This window comes from Sutcliffiella tianshenii, from assembly GCF_016908565.1.
GTDB lineage: Bacteria > Bacillota > Bacilli > Bacillales > Bacillaceae_I > Sutcliffiella_A > Sutcliffiella_A tianshenii.
In genome coordinates this window covers 27,931-45,612 of the sequence record NZ_JAFBED010000001.1, presented here as the reverse complement: position 1 = coordinate 45,612, position 17,682 = coordinate 27,931, and the positions used below count along the sequence as shown (strand labels likewise).

General features: G+C 45.6%; 18 protein-coding genes. 16 read left to right on the top strand and 2 right to left on the bottom strand.

Features of this window, described 5'->3' with window-relative positions; genetic code table 11:
- Window positions 1–52: 52 nt before the first annotated feature.
- The 7 genes from JOC95_RS00255 (at window position 53) to JOC95_RS00225 (ending at window position 7,334) form a co-directional block, all read left to right on the top strand.
- Complete coding sequence (locus tag JOC95_RS00255) at window positions 53–1,168, top strand: Gfo/Idh/MocA family protein (RefSeq protein WP_204412365.1); 1,116 nt, start codon at window positions 53–55, stop codon at window positions 1,166–1,168.
- A gap of 158 nt (window positions 1,169–1,326) precedes the next feature.
- Window positions 1,327–2,316, top strand: coding sequence for a LacI family DNA-binding transcriptional regulator (locus tag JOC95_RS00250; protein WP_204413373.1), 990 nt, complete (start codon window positions 1,327–1,329; stop codon window positions 2,314–2,316).
- A gap of 259 nt (window positions 2,317–2,575) precedes the next feature.
- The gene (locus tag JOC95_RS00245; protein WP_204412363.1) at window positions 2,576–3,298 is read left to right on the top strand and encodes a ThuA domain-containing protein; all 723 of its coding nucleotides are present in this window, start codon (window positions 2,576–2,578) and stop codon (window positions 3,296–3,298) included.
- Between the two features lie 31 nt (window positions 3,299–3,329).
- Window positions 3,330–4,370 carry a Gfo/Idh/MocA family protein gene (locus JOC95_RS00240; RefSeq protein WP_204412361.1) on the top strand — a complete coding sequence of 347 codons (1,041 nt, stop codon included), beginning with the start codon at window positions 3,330–3,332 and terminating at the stop codon, window positions 4,368–4,370.
- Window positions 4,371–4,386: 16 nt separating this feature from the next.
- Window positions 4,387–5,355, top strand: a complete 969-nt coding sequence (locus tag JOC95_RS00235) for a sugar phosphate isomerase/epimerase family protein (protein WP_204412359.1) — start codon at window positions 4,387–4,389, stop codon at window positions 5,353–5,355.
- Window positions 5,356–5,489: 134 nt separating this feature from the next.
- A complete protein-coding gene (locus tag JOC95_RS00230; RefSeq protein WP_204412357.1) occupies window positions 5,490–6,551 on the top strand; it encodes a Gfo/Idh/MocA family protein in 1,062 nt (353 codons plus the stop codon).
- 21 nt (window positions 6,552–6,572) lie between these two features.
- Window positions 6,573–7,334 carry a sugar phosphate isomerase/epimerase family protein gene (locus JOC95_RS00225; protein ID WP_204412355.1) on the top strand — a complete coding sequence of 254 codons (762 nt, stop codon included), beginning with the start codon at window positions 6,573–6,575 and terminating at the stop codon, window positions 7,332–7,334.
- A 460-nt stretch (window positions 7,335–7,794) separates the two neighbouring features.
- On the opposite strand, the gene JOC95_RS00220 is transcribed toward JOC95_RS00225, so the two are convergent.
- Window positions 7,795–10,206 carry a beta-galactosidase gene (locus JOC95_RS00220; RefSeq protein WP_204412353.1) on the bottom strand — a complete coding sequence of 804 codons (2,412 nt, stop codon included), beginning with the start codon at window positions 10,204–10,206 and terminating at the stop codon, window positions 7,795–7,797.
- Window positions 10,207–10,582: 376 nt separating this feature from the next.
- Between JOC95_RS00220 and JOC95_RS00215 the strand changes: the two genes are divergently transcribed.
- From JOC95_RS00215 to JOC95_RS00200, 4 genes are all read left to right on the top strand, one after another.
- Window positions 10,583–11,653: a Gfo/Idh/MocA family protein gene (locus tag JOC95_RS00215; RefSeq protein ID WP_204412351.1), complete on the top strand. Its 1,071-nt coding sequence runs from the start codon at window positions 10,583–10,585 to the stop codon at window positions 11,651–11,653.
- Between the two features lie 26 nt (window positions 11,654–11,679).
- On the top strand, window positions 11,680–12,666 hold the full coding sequence (locus JOC95_RS00210) for a glycoside hydrolase family protein (RefSeq protein WP_204412349.1): 987 nt from the start codon (window positions 11,680–11,682) through the stop codon (window positions 12,664–12,666).
- Window positions 12,667–12,787: 121 nt separating this feature from the next.
- Window positions 12,788–13,951: an ROK family transcriptional regulator gene (locus tag JOC95_RS00205; protein WP_204412347.1), complete on the top strand. Its 1,164-nt coding sequence runs from the start codon at window positions 12,788–12,790 to the stop codon at window positions 13,949–13,951.
- Window positions 13,952–14,155: 204 nt separating this feature from the next.
- Window positions 14,156–15,037 (top strand): sugar phosphate isomerase/epimerase family protein, encoded by an 882-nt coding sequence (locus tag JOC95_RS00200; RefSeq protein WP_204412345.1) that lies wholly within the window; start codon window positions 14,156–14,158, stop codon window positions 15,035–15,037.
- 46 nt (window positions 15,038–15,083) lie between these two features.
- Here JOC95_RS00200 and JOC95_RS00195 read toward each other — a convergent pair whose 3' ends face one another.
- Entirely contained in the window at window positions 15,084–15,461 is a 378-nt protein-coding gene (locus JOC95_RS00195) for a PilZ domain-containing protein (RefSeq protein ID WP_204412343.1), read from the bottom strand.
- A gap of 258 nt (window positions 15,462–15,719) precedes the next feature.
- Here JOC95_RS00195 and JOC95_RS00190 point away from each other — a divergent pair, with 258 nt between their 5' ends.
- The 5 genes from JOC95_RS00190 to JOC95_RS00170 all read left to right on the top strand — a co-directional run bounded on the left by JOC95_RS00190 (window position 15,720) and on the right by JOC95_RS00170 (window position 17,670).
- Window positions 15,720–15,980: a metal-sensitive transcriptional regulator gene (locus JOC95_RS00190; protein ID WP_204412341.1), complete on the top strand. Its 261-nt coding sequence runs from the start codon at window positions 15,720–15,722 to the stop codon at window positions 15,978–15,980.
- A 274-nt stretch (window positions 15,981–16,254) separates the two neighbouring features.
- Window positions 16,255–16,482: a sulfurtransferase TusA family protein gene (locus JOC95_RS00185; RefSeq protein WP_204412339.1), complete on the top strand. Its 228-nt coding sequence runs from the start codon at window positions 16,255–16,257 to the stop codon at window positions 16,480–16,482.
- A 15-nt stretch (window positions 16,483–16,497) separates the two neighbouring features.
- Window positions 16,498–16,980, top strand: coding sequence for a DsrE/DsrF/DrsH-like family protein (locus JOC95_RS00180; protein ID WP_204412338.1), 483 nt, complete (start codon window positions 16,498–16,500; stop codon window positions 16,978–16,980).
- Between the two features lie 15 nt (window positions 16,981–16,995).
- On the top strand, window positions 16,996–17,352 hold the full coding sequence (locus JOC95_RS00175; protein ID WP_204412337.1) for a rhodanese-like domain-containing protein: 357 nt from the start codon (window positions 16,996–16,998) through the stop codon (window positions 17,350–17,352).
- A 21-nt stretch (window positions 17,353–17,373) separates the two neighbouring features.
- Window positions 17,374–17,670: a rhodanese-like domain-containing protein gene (locus JOC95_RS00170; protein WP_204412336.1), complete on the top strand. Its 297-nt coding sequence runs from the start codon at window positions 17,374–17,376 to the stop codon at window positions 17,668–17,670.
- Window positions 17,671–17,682 lie beyond the last annotated feature (12 nt).

Sequence of the window (17,682 nt, the reverse complement as noted above, 5' to 3'; positions counted from 1 at the left end):
TAAAACTATCAATCCATTCATTTCTGATATAAAATTTAAGGAGTTTTAGGCCATGGAAAAAGTAAAAGTAGGAATCATCGGAACAGGTACAATAAGCGGCATCTATCTCGAAGCACCAAAGAAATTCTCGATTTTAGATATTGTGGCAGTTGCCGATATTGATAAGGAAAGAGCACGGGAAAAAGCTGCAGAATATCAAGTGGAAAAGGTGTATACCGTAGAGGAAATGCTCGCAGATCCTGAAATAGAAATGATCATCAACCTGACCATTCCAAAAGCGCATATGCAGGTGACAATGGATGCATTGGAAGCAGGCAAGCACGTATTCGTGGAAAAGCCTTTGACAATCGAAGTCGAAGAAGGCAGGAAAGTCCTTGAGCTCGCTGAGAAAAAAGGATTGAGAGTCGGCTGTGCACCAGACACATTTTTAGGAGGCTCCTTGCAGACATGCCGCAAGCTGATCGACGACGGCTGGATCGGACAACCGGTTGCAGCAACAGGCTTCATGCTTGGCGCAGGTCCTGAAGGCTGGCATCCTAACCCTGATTTTTATTATCAAAAAGGCGGCGGCCCGATGTTTGACATGGGTCCATACTATATCACAGCCATGATCCATCTGCTTGGACCAATCAAAAGGGTGACAGGTTCTGTCCAAATCTCTTTCCCGGAAAGAACGGTAACAAGAGCCGAGGATTATGGCCGCAAAATTCCTGTGGAGACTCCGACACATGTGACAGGCATCCTAGACTTTGAAAGCGGAGCGGTCGGAACACTCATCACAAGTTTCGATGTAAAAGGAGGGACAAGTCTCCCTTGTATGGAAATCTACGGAACACTTGGAACCTTAAGTGTCCCGGACCCGAATAACTTTGGCGGGACGATCACCATCAGAAGAGCGGGGAAAAACCAATTTACGGAGGTTCCTTTGGCATATGGATACAGTGAAAACAGCCGGGGAGTCGGTGCAGCGGACATGGCACACGCAATCCGGAGCGGACGTCCACATCGCGCAAGCGGTCACTTGGCATTGCAAGTGCTAGAGACGATGCATGCCATCCATGAATCCTCTCAGGCTGGAAAGCATATGGAAATCCAGCATGCTTGTGAGCGACCAGCCTCATTTCCTGTTGGATTCTCCCAGGACAGACAGGACCTTTTTGACAAGTAAAATCAATATCTATTGATTATTGAAAGTGTTTACATTATGCTATAGATAGAGTATTGAAACGTTTCAAATAAAGGTGGTTCGGGGAGGTTTTAAACTTGAGCTCCCCAGCCGCCATGATAAATGGGCGATGCAGAAAATATATTGGAGATGTGAAGAAGATGGCAACCATCAAAGATGTTGCAAAGCTAGCTGGAGTAGCGGTCTCTACAGCTTCTTATGCACTGAATAATGTTAACAAGGTAAGCCCTGCCACCATGAAAAAGGTGCAGGAGGCCGCACGTGAACTGAATTACATGAAAAATGGCTTTGCTTCCGACTTGAAGCGGACCAAGACCAATACAATCGCGCTGATCCTGAAGGACTTATCCGGACCTTTCTATTCCGAGCTGATCAAAGGTGTTCAAGAGGTCACCATCAGAAACGGCTATGATCTGATCGCCTGCAGCTCTGTCGGGGGCGCTCAATCCACAGCGGTTAAATTCCTGAAGGAAAAGCGCGTGGACGGTGCCATCATCCTGGCACATAACATCAGTGACGATATCATTCTCGAATCTGCAAGGGAAGGCTTTCCGATTGTCGTACTTGACCGTAAGATAGAGCATCCATTTGTTTTTGGGGTGGAAGTCGATAATTTCCATGGCGGGTATCTTGCCACCGAGCACCTTATCGAAAAAGGTCACCGAGAGATTGCGTTTGTGAGCGGACCGATCGATTCCCACGATAATGCAATGCGTTTTGAAGGTTATCAGGAAGCATTAAACCACCATGGCATTCCATATCAATCCAAATGGAAAGTCTTCGGCGATTTTACCCGTGAAGGCGGCTACCGCGCAACCAAGATGCTGATTGCCCAACGTGATCTGCCACAAGCATTCTTCTATGCCAATGACGAGATGGCGATCGGCGGCCTGCAGGCATTAAAGGAAAATAAGATCAGCGTACCAAACGACATTAGCATCATCGGCTATGACGATATTCAGCTATCCGAATACGTGAGTCCTCCACTCACGACCATCAGACAGCCGAAATATGAAGTAGGTGCATTGGCCGTCCATGTCGTTTTCCAGGCGTTATCCAAAGAAAAAATGGAGCAATACTACAAGCTGTCAACCGAACTGATTTCAAGGAATTCCGTCAAACATACTTAGGAGCCACCCTTTCTTCCGATACTTTATGAAGAAGGAAGAGGCTTCTTTTTTTTCACCATTTCATAGAAAAAGTCGGAATTATCCTATCCAGTTCGGAGAAGAACATTGAAAACGCTTTTATATCCATTTATAATAGAGAAGTAATTGTTGAAACGTTTCGTGGAGCAGTATATGGAAACGTTCTCATATTCCCAAATGATAGTTAGATATTTTCCAAAAAAAGTAGACAAGTAGCATATAAGAGAGGAGCAATTTTATCATGATAAAAGTTACGGTGTGGAATGAAAACCGTCATGAGCAAACGAATGAAAAGGTCAGGGAGGTCTATCCGGAGGGAATCCACGGTGCCATTGCCTCTTTCCTGAAAGAAGACAACTTTGAAGTAAGAACGGCAACCCTTGACGAGCCGGAGCATGGCTTGACTGAGGAAGTTCTTAACAGTACCGATGTTCTCGTTTGGTGGGGACATATGGCACATGACGATGTGAGTGATGAAATTGTGACTCGTGTAAAAAATAGAGTATTGGACGGCATGGGATTGATTGTCCTACACTCCGGTCACTTCTCCAAAATCTTCAAAACATTGATGGGTACGACTTGCGATTTGAAATGGAGAGAAGCAGACGAGAAGGAGAGAATCTGGGTTGTATCTCCAGGTCATCCAATTGCTGAAGGCATCGGGGAACATATCGATATTGAAAGAGAAGAAATGTATGGCGAGCACTTTGACATTCCAGATCCGGACGAGCTAGTATTCGTCAGCTGGTTCGAGGGCGGCGAAGTATTCCGCAGCGGTTGCACATACAAGCGTGGAAAAGGAAAGGTATTCTATTTCCGTCCCGGACATGAAACATACCCGACGTACTACCATGAGAAAGTGCAAAAAGTGATCAGCAATGCAGTGAAATGGGCGAAGCCGACAGAATGCGGACCTGTTTACTACGGCAATGCAAAACCATTAGAAGAAATCAAAAGCAAATAAATAGAACATATCATTTAGGAGGATTTCATCCATGAAAAAATTGAGAGTTGGAGTGGTAGGTTGCGGAAGCATCGCAAAATTCCGCCATTTACCTGAATACCATGCAAACCAGAATGTAGAGCTTGTAGCACTATGCGATATCGTACAGGAGCGCGCTGAACATGCTTCCGAGCACTACGGTGGAGGAAAAGTATATACGGATTACAAGGAAATGATCGACCGCGAGGAACTGGATATCGTGAGTGTCTGCACACCTAACTACCTGCATGCACCTGTCTCCATTTACGCATCCAAAGCGGGCGTCAACGTACTATGCGAAAAGCCGATGGCAACTTCCAAGGAAGAGGCGGATGAAATGATTGCTGCGGCCAAGGAAGCTGGCAAAAAGCTGATGATCGCGCACAACCAGCGCTTTGTTCCTTCCCACCAAAAGGCAAGGCAGCTTATCGAAAGCGGCGAAATCGGAAAAATCTACAGCTTCCGTACAGCATTCGGCCACCCTGGACCTGAGGGCTGGAGCGTAGACGGCAAGGACAGCTGGTTCTTCCGTAAAGAGGAAGCGTTCATTGGTGCGATGGGTGACCTTGGTGTCCATAAATCAGACCTTATGCGCTACCTTCTTGGAGAAGAAATCGTGGAAGTGGGAGCTTTCATCGAAACTTCCGCAAAACAAAACACCGATGTGGATGACACTGCAGTATGTGTCCTGAAAACGGAAAACGGCATCGTTGGAACGCTTGCAGCAAGCTGGTCCTATAAGAGAGAGGACAACTCCACGATCATCTATGCGGAAAAAGCGGTATTGCGCCTTGAGGACGACCCGACTCATTCCTTGGTAGTCCAGTACGCAACAGGAGAAACAGTCCGTTATGAACTAGGAAGAATCCAAAGCAACGAGAGCGGCGGGCAAACAGGTTCTCATGTAATCGACCACTTTGTGGCGAGCATCATCGAAGACACGGAAGTGCTTGTAGACGGAAACGAAGGTAAGAATTCATTAATGGTCATCCTTGGAGCACTGGAATCAAACGAAACGAAGAAAATCGTCAACATTAAAAACGACTTGAACTAAGGGAAGGTGAACCTCAATGAAACTAGGTGTATTTACAGTACTTTTTGCCAATAAATCATTTACGGAAATGCTGGACTATGTGAAAGGTGCAGGACTTGATGCAGTCGAGATCGGAACAGGCTGCTATCCTGGCAACAACCATTGCCCACTTGACACACTTCTTGAAGATGAAGGTGCACGTAATGCGTATATGGAGGAAATCCACTCCCGCGGCCTTCAAATCAGCGCCTTCAGCTGTCATGGAAATCCTATTTCACCGGATGAGGCTTTTGCAAAGGATTCCCATGACACACTATTGAAGACGATTGATCTTGCAGCACTCACAGGTGTGGAAGTGGTCAACTGCTTCTCAGGAGTTCCCGGGGACAGCGAGACTGCGAAAGCACCTAACTGGCCTGTAGCACCTTGGCCGAACGAGTATGGAGACGTACTTAAATGGCAGTGGGAAACAAAACTGATTCCTTACTGGAAGGAAGTAGGAAAGTACGCAGAAGAGCGCAACATCAAAATCGGCCTTGAGCTTCATGGCGGATTCCTAGTGCACACTCCTCATACGCTATTGAAGCTGCGTGAGCTGACTTCTCCTGCAATCGGTGCAAACCTTGATCCGAGTCATCTCTGGTGGCAGGGAATCGATCCGGTGGCAGCGATCAAGATCCTTGGAAAAGCTGGAGCGATCCATCACTTCCATGCAAAAGACACTTACATCGATCAGGACAATGTCAACATGTACGGACTGACAGACATGCAGCCATATGGAGAAATCCAGACACGTGCATGGAGCTTCCGTTCTGTAGGCTGCGGACATAGCGTCCAGGAATGGTCTGACATGATGAGCGCACTCCGCACATACGGATACGACTATGTGGTAAGCATCGAGCACGAAGACCCGATCATGTCCATCGAAGAAGGCTTCGCACGCGCGGTATCAAACCTACAATCAGTATTGATCAAAGAACAACCAGCAGAATTGTGGTGGGTGTAAGTCTACAAAGTTGACCAGAAGGGGCCTGAGGTTGCCTCTTTTGGTTAGCTGTTTTTCTATAAGTATAGGTTTCGTCGAGGTAAAATTAATTAAACTACTTAATTAATAAAAGGTACATAGGGGAGGAAAAACAGATGGCTGAATTAAAATTAGGGGTAATTGGAGCAGGAAACATTTTTCGTTACGTGCATGCACCGGCATGGAAAGACAACAAAGATGTTGAAATCGTGGCAGTTTGTGATATTGACCGCGAAAAAGCGGAAGCAGTAGCAAAAGAATTCAACATTCCACACGTTTACACAGACTACAAGGATGTATTGTCTCACGAAGAAATCAATATCGTCGACATTTGTACACCAAACCTTTTCCACTCAGAGTATTCTGTTGCAGCGCTTGAAGCAGGAAAGCATGTTCTTTGCGAAAAGCCTGATGCAGTAAGCCCGGAAGAAGCGGAAAGAATGGCAGAGGCTGCTGAAAAATCCGGGAAAACCTTGATGGTCATGAGAAACAACCGGTTCAGTGCAGCATCAGGCTACATGAAGCGCTTTGTGGAGAAGGGCCATATGGGCGACATCTACACAGGTCGCTGTGGCTGGATCCGCAGAAGAGGAATCCCAGGTAAAGGCGGCTGGTTCACGACAAAGGAACTTTCCGGTGGCGGACCTCTGATCGATCTTGGCGTTCACTTCATCGACCTGGCAATCTGGATCATGGGCAATCCTAAACCTGTATCAGTTGTTGGATCTACATACACAAAATTTGCCGACACAGATTTAGCAGATTCCGTTCATAGCCAATTCGGAACAAAGCAGGACGATGGTACATTTGATGTCGAGGACCTTGCAACAGGCTTCATCCGTTTTGATAATGGAGCAAGCCTGCAGATTGAATTCAGTTGGGCTTCCAACATTGAAGAAGAAGTGAACTTTTACGAGCTTCGCGGAACCAAGGCGGGAGCAAGCTTCAAAAACGGAAAGCTGAAAATATTCACCGAAGTGGAAGAAAAGCTATGGAATGTGGAGCCTGAAATCGGGAACCATCATACTGGCGACCATGCCAACAATATCAACCATTTTGTAGACGTTGTTCAGGGCAGAGCGGAAGCGATTTTTACACCGGAACAAGGTGTCGATATGATCAAGATCTTGGATGCAATCTACAAATCTGCTGAAACTGGCCATGAGGTAAGATTATAAAATCGGAGAGGCGTGAATAGGATGAAGCATAAAATTGCTGCTCAGCTATATACAGTGCGTGACTTATTAACAGATGATTTTCCAGGCGTGTTAAAAGAATTGAAGGAAATGGGATATGCAGGAGTGCAGATTTCCGGAATGTTCGGCCACGATCCAAAGGAAATCGCAGCTTTGATGAGAGAGCTTGAACTGGGAGCTGCAGGGATGCATGTCGATATGCATAGCCTTCAACATGATCTTCCGAATCTACTGGAACAGGCGGACATGTTCGGAACAAAGGATCTGATCCTTCCTTACTTAGGGGAAGAGGAACGAACAGTTGAGCACTATATTTTCGTGAAAGAGGAGCTCAACAAGATTGCAAGAAAAGTACAAGCGGACGGCTACCGCATCAGCTACCATAACCATGACTTTGAATTCGAAACGGAGATTGACGGTGTGAATGCACTGGAGTACCTGTTGGAGCCTACAGAAGATAATCTTCTATTGGCGGAACTGGATGTATATTGGGTTAAAAAGGGCGGCAAGGAGATTGTCAGCTTCTTGGAGCCTTATGCGAACAGAATGCCGATCATCCACTTGAAGGACATGGCGAAGAACGAGCAGAAGTCCTTTGCAGAGGTTGGGACCGGGTCCATCGACTTTGAACCGATCTTACGCTGGGGTGAAGCAAACGGTATCGAGTGGTATGCGGTGGAACAGGATGAATGTCCGGGGAATCCGTTGGACAGCTTGAGAGTGAGCATCAATAATTTGCATAGAGTGATAGATGAGATGAAATAATCTCGAATGAAAAGCCTTTGAAAACCGGTTTGATCCGGCTTTTGGAGGCTTTTTATCATTTTGTTCAGTTAGCTCATCATGGAGATTTTTTAAGTGATAGGTTTTTGTAAGTGGAGGCTGATCAAAAGACAATCGCAGGAGTGATGAAGGGCATTTCACCAGTTAAATGCGCTCAAAAAGCTCATCATAACCTTTATGAAGAGCTTTTCACCAGTTAGATTTGCTCAAAAAGCTCATCATAACCTTTATGAAGGGCATTTCACCAGTTAGATTTGCTCAAAAAGCTCATCATAACCTGTATGAAGGGCATTTTGCCTGTTAGATTTGGTCAAAAAGCTCATCATACCCCGAATGCTTCCACTGAAGAAGAAAAACTTCCGTAATTTTCACATAACGCTATATACAAAAAAAACAGGCAGCAGCATCCATAGCCACGACCCGGTTTTATCTTACTATAATATCAATCAAATCTCACAACTAACTTGTCATCCACTTTCGCATGCTTTTTCGACGTCACATACGTGCGATCCCCACGCTTTTCCACCGTATAATCATCACTTTCAACTACAGTACGATCCGTAACAAGACAAATCGTGTCTGCACTCTGTGTCAATCTGAACTCGATCGCATCAGCAGCCACATCGATAATCTCAGCAGTGGAATATGCAATGTTTACTCCATGATACGCCACATTCAGAGGAAGCATCACACCATCCTTGCTTTGTAAGGTAAAGGTGCGGCCATCCAACAGCTTCTCGCCATCATATGTCAAATGGATCTCCTTATCAAACCCATCGAGGTTCAACAGGTGGATAAAGCGCTCGTCCCCATTGGAAACCGAAGTAGAGAAAATACCATGGTATTCGCAGTCATGCGTCAAACCGGCTGTTGCCCCAAGATGCTCCAAAGCTTTTTTGAACAGGTCCAGGTCACAACGGTATGCCGTAGCCAAAACGATCGCCCGCCCTTTGTCAACCTTCACATCAAAGCCGCAAACTTCTTCGGTTTCGGTTACCCGCATGATCGGCTGCACGGCATCATCGACCTTGAATGTCTGTGTAAAATATGTGCGGATCTCCGGACGTGGAGCTGCCCATCCGTCTGCTGTAAGGGACATGTTATGGCCGTGCTGGTTGAATTTCACTTCACCAGGTTCCACGCCAAGAGCATCAGCAAGTGCCTGGAATGGCTTACCTTCCATATCGAACGTCGGTACCTCGCCATATAATAGGACTCCGCCACCGGACTCTAGATACTTCACAAGCTTTTCCTGAACCTCTCTATCCATGTATCTTGCAGAAGGAACGATGATGGAAGGAGTCACTTCAGGATTCAACTCTTTATTCTGGATATCAACTGAGCCGAATCGATAGCTTCCAAGGAGGATGGCACGCGCCATGATCTCCCATGCCCCAGCACCGCGGTGCATCGTGATGTTATCGATGATGCTCTTCATTTTTGTGCTGGAAGGATAACGGTATTCGGTCATATAGTAGTCAGGAATGAAGGCGAAGGATACCGCATCGCGATCTTCATCCATTGCTGCCAATTTATCTGAAACGGCCATCATCGTCTTGATGGATCTAGCCATCCTAGGGAAGGTGTAGTTCAGCTTTCCTTCCGGGTTGACAGGGGCTGCAAAACCGTGGCGCTCCCCTGTTGCAGCGATACGCCCGTTTCCATCTCCTTTTGCCTCATCAATCTGATAGTTATAGCCGCCTGTGAAAAGATAGTAGTTGATCAGGCGGTTACCTTGTGCAACACACATACGCGTCTTGAAATCCGCTGCGGAAACATCATAGCGTCCGCCATACGTCTCACCGAAGTTTCCGTCCCCGCAGTTGAATTCAACGGAGGTGAGGGGCTGATCCGGATTGTGGACAGCATCCATGAAGCCGTTGATCAAATAAAGGTCCTGGAAGGTGGAAACATCCAAGTCGCCGAAATAGATGTCTGACCCTGAAATATAGCCCTCATCCTGTGTGTAGGATTCGTAAAGCTGGCTGATTCCGATCGGGTAGGTCAAGCCGCGTCCTCCGCCAGTTCCGTGGATATTGACAATGAAAGGTACGTCCTTCACACCATATTCTTCTGCATAATCACGCAAGACTGCAACATAACGTGCAAAACGGTTTCTCATATAATATCCAAGGTCGCGCATCAGCTCGGCCGCATATTCTTCAGAAGGGGAGCGGAAGCTCGATACGCAGACTTCATGATTTGATAAGTCGAATGGATAGCGGGATTCCAATGTCGCTGCATCGTATTTTTCCCTGAGCCATCCGGAAAAGTCTTCAATGACGTTTTCCGTCAAGTCCGGACAGTTGCTCACCCATGAAAGCATGCCGATCTCATTATCGAGCTGCACACCGATTATGTTCCCATCATTGGTGTATAGACGAGGTGCGATGACACCCATGATAGCCTTGTACCATTTCTTGGTCTCCTCCAGGAATCCTGGAGCCAGGTAGTCGATTGTCGGGGTGGTTGCGTCATTGCCGTCCCATCCAACAGGAATGATCTCCGGATGCTTTTCGTAGACCCAGTAAGGGATTCCTTCGTTTTTCATTTCAGCCATGATGAATGGACCCGGACGAACAAAGAAATACAGGTCATTCTCTTCACAAAGGTCGATGAATGCTCCTAAGTCAAGCTCTGGCCGTGTATGGCCATCCAGATCGTACTGGCCTTCCACTGGCTCATGGCAAAGCCAAGGAACATAAGTGGCAACTGTATTACAGCCCGCTTCCTTCAATTTATCAATCCGGTCCTGCCAATCCTTGCGCTCCAGACGATAGTAATGAATTTCGCCACACATGATCAATACAGGTTTTCCATCGATGATGATCTGCTTGTTTTTAATTTCAATCATTTTTTCTCATCCCCTCAAAAAAGATATATTTCTTCCGTATCACACTCTGACCCCGAATGTGGCACCCTAATAATAGCGCTTACAAAAGAAAGAAGTTGAAACGTTTCGCTTAACATTGATAATAGTACAGAAAATAATTCCTTTTATTACATAGTATTTAATTGGGTATTTACAGAGTAATAGTATCATATTTCATTTGTTGTTGAAACGTTTTTATTGAAATGTATCTTCATCATCAATAACCATAGATAACCAGTGGAGAGGGAAATAAGATAAAATTATTATTGAGTAAATGAGATGTTTGAATTAAAATAAATTTAATGAATTAATCAATTATGTATATTTTAATAAGTCATGAGGATTGAGGTGAATGGTCATGGGTTTAAGGATTGGGATTATTGGGACAGGCCAAACAATTGGAGTGGCGACGGACCACCTTAAAGGGATTCAGGCAGTTGCGGAGTGGGAACTGACGGCAATCTATGATATCAAGTATGAAAATGCCAAACGGTGGACGGAAAGGAACAATCTATCAGAGAGCATCATCTGTTCTAGCTTGGAGGAAGTGTTTGAAAAGGTGGATGCGATCACCATCTGCACCGACAATCTATCGCATGGAATCATTGCAAGGGAAGCAATGAAACGGAAGGTACACGTTTTATGCGAAAAGCCGCTCTCGATTGATTATCACGAATCCAGAATTCTTTCCGAGGAAGCAAAAAATGCAGGGATTGTAAATTATATGGGCATGCAATACCGCTATCATCCTTATGCACAGCTTATCAAGGAAATCATCGAGGACGGAAGATTGGGCGAAATCTTTTCCTATCGGCATAAGCTCGGGGGCTGGAGGATCGGAAACCCCAATGTGGGGATGGAATGGCGTATGAACAAGGAGACTTCGGGACCTGGTGCAGTCGCAGATTTTGGCATCCATCAAGTGGATTTGATCCACTTTTTCCTGCAAGAAGCTTGTGGGCCAATCCAGGAGGTCCAGGCTGAGCTTGCGACATATATCCCATATCGCAAGGCTGATGAAGGAAAAGGGGTTGTCACGAATGACGACCTCGCTGCTGTCATTTTAAAGCTTCAAAATGGTGCTATTTGTACACTGAATAATTCACGACTTTTGCCGCCGGAAGGAGACGGGCTGGAAATCGTGGGAACAAAAGGTGCAGTTTCGATGAATCAGCAGGGAGAAGTCTTTTTCCGAAACAGGACAGAAGACGGTTCGTGGGCTGCCGAAGCAGAACGGGTGGATTTTCAGGGAAAGCACAAATTTTCCGGTTTGGCCCGTGGAAAACAGTACAAGGAGTTTTTTGAGGCAATAGCCTTTGGAAAAGAACACGAGCTTTCCTTCGCTTATGGGGCAGCAATGGCACGGGTCATTGATGCAGCAGTCCTTTCGAGCGAGCAGGGCAGAAGAGTTAAGATATCAGAAATATAAAAGAATGACAGTGAGGAGAATGAAGAATGACGAAAATAGAAGTAATGACAAATCAAATAAAATTGGCTCCACTATTCAATCCCGAGGAAGGGAAGGCAGTGGTGTCACCTCTTGGAAACGAAACAGGCTATTGGGCAGGAGCTCCGACGGTTCTTTTTGATGAAAAGGATGAAACCTTCTATTTATACTATCGCTTAAGAAACCCGCGAGGCCATGGGGAAAACGAGCGTGGCTTTGAAGTGAGGATAGCAAGCAGCAAGGACGGCGAAAACTTCACGGATGTGTGGAGCTTGCATAAAAAGCAATTAAATTCCAGTTCGATCGAGCGTTCCTCTCTTGTTAAGGTGAAGGATGATCTATACAGACTGTATATCAGCTACGTCGATCCGGCTGACAACCGCTGGAGAATAGACGTAGTGGAAGCTGAGACGCCTGCATCTTTTGATGTGGAAAAACGCCAGAAAGTATTGACGGCTTCCGACCGAGAGGGAGTGGAGGGTGTCAAAGATCCTTATATCATGAAGCACGAGGAAATGTATTATATGTATTTCGTTTATGCCGAAGGACTGAAGGGAGCGGAGGAAAACGGTATGCATGGTACAGGCGACGTCCATAATACCGGGCTTGCCGTTGCACCTACAGGACTTGCAGTAAGCAGCGATGGATTGAACTTTGAATGGAAGCATACAGTGCTCCCTGTAAGTGAAGCTGGATGGGATCAATACCAATCCCGGGTGACCACAATCATTCCTTTTGAAGGTACCTACACTGTCCTTTGGGATGGAAGTGTCGGGGTCGAGCAGAATTACGAGGAAAAGGTAGCTCTGGCTGTAACTGCCGACCTGAAGACTTTTGCAAAAATAAATGTGGAGGGGCCTGTCCTTGAAACGAACTTGAAGAAGGCTGTGCGCTATGTGGATGCCATTATCCATGACGGACATATATGGTATTATTATGAATATACAAGAGCAGACGGGGCGCATGAACTTCGATTATGTAAGGTAGGATTATAGAAGGAACCATACTTGGCAGGTTAACTTTTCAAACCCCTGAGTAGTAAGAGTGCAGGAGCATCCTCCTTGCCGTACAATCCTACCTGACACCTGAGCTACCAAGGAAAAGGGGATTTAGAAAATGTCATTTATCGGTCAGAATACGTTAAGAACGAAACAATTGAATAGAACGCTCGTGTTCCAAACACTTCTGAGGCTCGAGGCGCCAACCCGACAGGAAATCGCAGCCTTCACCAAGCTGACGCCTGCCACCATCACCAATATCGTCAACGAGCTGATGGAGTACGGTTATGTGGTGGAGCTTGGAAATGGTGTCAGCGAACTGAAAAGGGCGGGACGCAAAACGGTTGTCCTCGGATTAAATGAAGAGAAAAAAAGGGTCGCAGGTGTACATATCAGAAGTGACCGTGTGGAACTCGGCATTGTTACCCTGAGAGGCAAAGTGCTGAAGTCCACAAGCTTTGATCTCCCTGCAACCATTGGTCAGGACGACTTTTTGGAGCTTTTGACGAAGGAATTAGAGAGCTTTTTGCAAGAGAACAAAGCACTCCCTGTTTCCTGCATCGGCGTGGGATCTGTCGGCCTGGTGGATTATGAAAGTGGAAGGATTTTGGAAGCGGAGCATCTTGGCTGGGAGAATGTTGATATTGAGGCACTGCTCTCTAGGTCTTTCAATCTTCCTGTATATGTGGATCACCATGTCCGCGCCATGACCTTAGCGGAGAAAATGTTTGGTGCATGTAAGAACCAATCGGACTTCTTATGTGTTTACATCGGACAAGGGATAGGCTCGGGACTTTTCCTAAGAGATCAGCTCTATCGCAGTGAAACAACAGGTGCAGGTGAATTCGGGCATATGACCTATCAGCCGGGTGGGAAAGCTTGCTGGTGTGGCAACAAAGGCTGCTTGGAGCGTTATGCCTCAGAGGAAGCTGTGGTGCATGAGCTTAACATGGATTCGATTACCAGTGTGTTGGAGGCATGCCGGAATGGTGATGCCGACGCAGTGCAAGCCCTTCGCTCGGCAGGAGGGAAAATTGCGGTAGTACTCTCTTCCTTCATTAATATGTTTCACGTCCAGAAGATTGTCATTGGTGGTGACATGGCCCGGGAAGATGGGCCGCTGCTTTTGGAAATCAGGGAAAAGGCCAATGCCGACTCCTTTTTGGCAAGAAAGAGGAAGGTGGAAATCACCACCACCGCTCTAGGAGATCAGCAAGGAATAATAGGTGCTGCAAGCATCGCTTTATTGGAGAGCATCTTTACTGTTTCGATAAATAAGTAATAGGTGCTATCATAAAACGCCTTTACGTCTAGCTGTTGATTGGAGCAATAGGCGAAGACTCCTGCGGGAAGATAGCGGTAGGCTGGAGACCCCGCAAGGCGAAGCCTGAGGAGGCTCCAGCACCGCCCCGCGGAAAGCGCAGCCTAGTGCGGAAATCAACAGCGGTGTTTAGAAAGTCAAAAAAAGAAAAAGAGTGATGATCAGATGAAACTCGGTTATTTGACGAATTCGATTGTGCATCATGGGATAACAGATATAAACAAAATAGTAGAATGGTCCTTGCAGCAAGGAATCGGACATCTGGAAATAGGACCGAACATTCCTTTTGACCACCTGGAGAGGGTGGTTACAGATGGGAATATCAATATCGCCGCTTTGACATACTGCCGGAATTTCCTAAGTGAAGATGCAGAAATTGCTGCCGGGCATCGCAAGGAACTGATGACAAGAATAAAAAAGGCGGGGGAACTCGGTATTCCCACGGTTGTCACTTCCACCGGAATTTCGGACAGTGCCAAAGGTGATCGCTATGATAGCTACGACGCCATCCGTTCCAAGCCTGAGAATAGCTTAGATCGAGTAGAAGCTTTTTTCGAAGAGATTGTGGAGCTGGCGGAGAGGGAAAATGTCAAAATCGCTTTTGAAAACTGTCCGTTGATGGGGAATATCGCGATTTCACCTGAGCTGATGAGCCAGCTTTTTAAACGGTTGGACTCACCATATGTCGGGCTGGCGTATGACCCTTCCCATCTGATCTGGCAGTTTATTGATCCTTATCTTCCTATTAAAGTGTTCGGAAGCAAAATCTTTCATGTGCATGCAAAGGATACGGAAATAGATGCGGACCGATTGAAGCGAGTCGGATTCCTCACCGACTTCAGCTGGTGGCGATATCGCCTTCCCGGACTTGGGGAGCTTGATTGGAACAGGTTCATTTCAGAGCTTCAGGACGTGGGGTATGACGGTGTAATCAGTATCGAGCATGAAGACCCGATTTGGGGCGGAGATCTGAAAAAGACGCAAGAGGGAATCTTGATGGCCAAGCGTTTTTTGGAACAGATACCTGGAGTGGTTAAGGTAAAATAAAAAAAGAGCGTTTTTCTCCAATTTGAAATGGAGGAGACGCTCTTTCTTATTTATCATTACCATTATTAGATCGGTGCTGTTTCTGGAATTCCTTTAACGCATAAATGATCTGGTCTTCAAATGCATCTGAAATCATTTCCACCCCATATTGAAAAGATGGGAAGACTTTCTTCTGCCAGACAATGTTACCGATGAGGGCGATTTCCCTGCTGCCTATGGTCATATGCATCGTCAGCTCAACATCCTGATTGGAAGGGATGTCTAGGGAAGTCTGCATCCTTAAACCGCTCGGACTGATATCGAGCACCCTGCCCTCCCCTTCGGAAGAGGCGGTCGTTTTTCCATTGATCCTGCTGATATAAAAATTAACGCGCACCGGCATCCAAAATTCATATCGAAACGGCTCATTCCGTTTATACTTCATACATCCGCCTCCATACATAAAACAACTAACATACATCCAAAATAACAAAAAGCGTTCGACGTGTAAATCAAAATCCCTGCCGGGGTCTGGCCCCTTATTTTTTCTTACTTTCACTCCTTAAGTTCACTCCCTATTTTGCTTCCTTACTGGAATCAAATCTCAGGTGTTGACAAAATACCTATGGGGGTATATTATAAGGACATGGAAGCTGCGAGTGAGGGCATACCTCATTCAGGTTATATAGGAGGTGTTAGGATTATGGAGTATAACTCCCAAGTGAAGAATCGTTTGAAGCGGGCTGAGGGCCAGATTCGCGGGGTGCTTCATATGATGGAGCAGGGCGAGGATTGCCGCGATGTGGTAGCGCAGTTGAATGCAGCTAAAACGGCGATTGACCGTGCGATTGGCGTCATTGTCAGCACAAACCTTGAACAATGCGTCCGCCAGAATGTAATCAACGGTGAAGATACTAGTGAAGTTGTGAAACAAGCCGTAGATCTTCTTATTAAAAGCAGATAACAACGAACATGTTGACAAAAGCATAGATGCTTGATAGTATACCTGTACGGGTATATTATTACCCTGATAAATACCCAACAGGGTATAACGAGATGGTAAAATTTTTTGCTTTACAAAATACCCTATGGGGTATACAATGTACACAAGATATTTTTTTTACAAGCTTTAATACCCCTGGCGGTATTCGAAGCAATTATATTTTTTTAATCAGAAATATACCCCGCTAGGTATATGGGTGAAAATATTAAACCAACACTCAAGGAGGAAATTAAAAATGAATGCAAACAAAGTATTAGATGTTAAAGGATTAGCTTGCCCGATGCCATTAGTAAAAACAAAGAAGGCGTTAAACGAATTGAACTCTGGTGAGATCTTGGAAGTGATTGCAACAGATAAAGGTGCTAAAACAGACTTGGCTGCATGGTCCAAATCTACAGGTAACGAATTAGTGGACATGAAAGAAGAGCAAGACGTATTCACATTCTATATCAAGAAAGCCTAAGGAGGAATTTAACCTATGACAATCGAAAAAAAGAAAACAACCATCGTATTATTCAGTGGAGATTATGATAAGGCAATGGCCGCTTATATTATTGCAACTGGTGCAGCAGCATACGATCATGAGGTGACGATTTTCCATACTTTCTGGGGATTGAATGCCTTGCGTAAGGATGAGCTTGTGCCTGTGAAGAAGAACTTTATCGAAAAAATGTTCGGCAAGATGATGCCACGTGGAGCTAACAGATTAGGTTTGTCCAACATGCATATGGCAGGAATGGGTCCAAAAATGATCAAGGGAATCATGAAAAAGCATAATGTAGAGTCTCTTCCTAACTTGATTGAATTGGCGAAAGATCTGGACGTGAAATTGGTTGGATGCCAGATGACAGTGGACTTATTAGGCTTGAAGCATGAAGAGATGCTTGAAGGAATTGAGTATGCAGGAGTAGGAGCATATTTAGCGGATGCATCCGAAGGTAATGTCAACTTATTCATATAGGATGTGAAACGTTCGATGGAAATCATTCAATACGTTCTGATTGGAGCAATCATAGTATTTATTATATTGAAAATGAAACCAGCTTCCGGAGTAAGGCAGCTTACAACGGCTGATCTGAAAAAGGAACTGAACGATAAGAACAAGCAATTCATTGATGTACGCACACCGATGGAGTTCAAGGGAAATCATATTAAGCAGTTCAAGAATCTCCCGCTCGCTACCTTGCACACAGAGACAGGTAAGCTATCTAAAGAAAAAGAGGTAGTGGTCATCTGTCAAAGCGGCATGCGCAGCAATGCAGCGGTCAAAAAGCTGAAAAAGCTTGGTTTTACAAAGGTTGCAAATGTAAAGGGCGGCATGAACGCCTGGTAAAAAATAAAGGGGGAAACTGTCATGAAGCAAATTTCTACGAAAGAATTAGAAAAAAAGCTCGCTGCCGGTGAGGAAGTTTCAATCATAGATGTAAGAGAAGCGGAAGAGGTAGCTGCAGGCAAGATCCCTGTAGCAACCAACATCCCTTTAAGCTTATTGGAGTTCCGCACGCAGGATATTGATAAAACGAAAGCGCATATCATCGTTTGCCGTTCAGGTGGCAGAAGCGCTCAAGCTACGATGTTTTTGGAAGCACATGGCTTTGATGTTACGAACATGGTTGGCGGTATGCTTGATTGGGAAGGCGAAGTAAAATAATTCTGGCAAGGG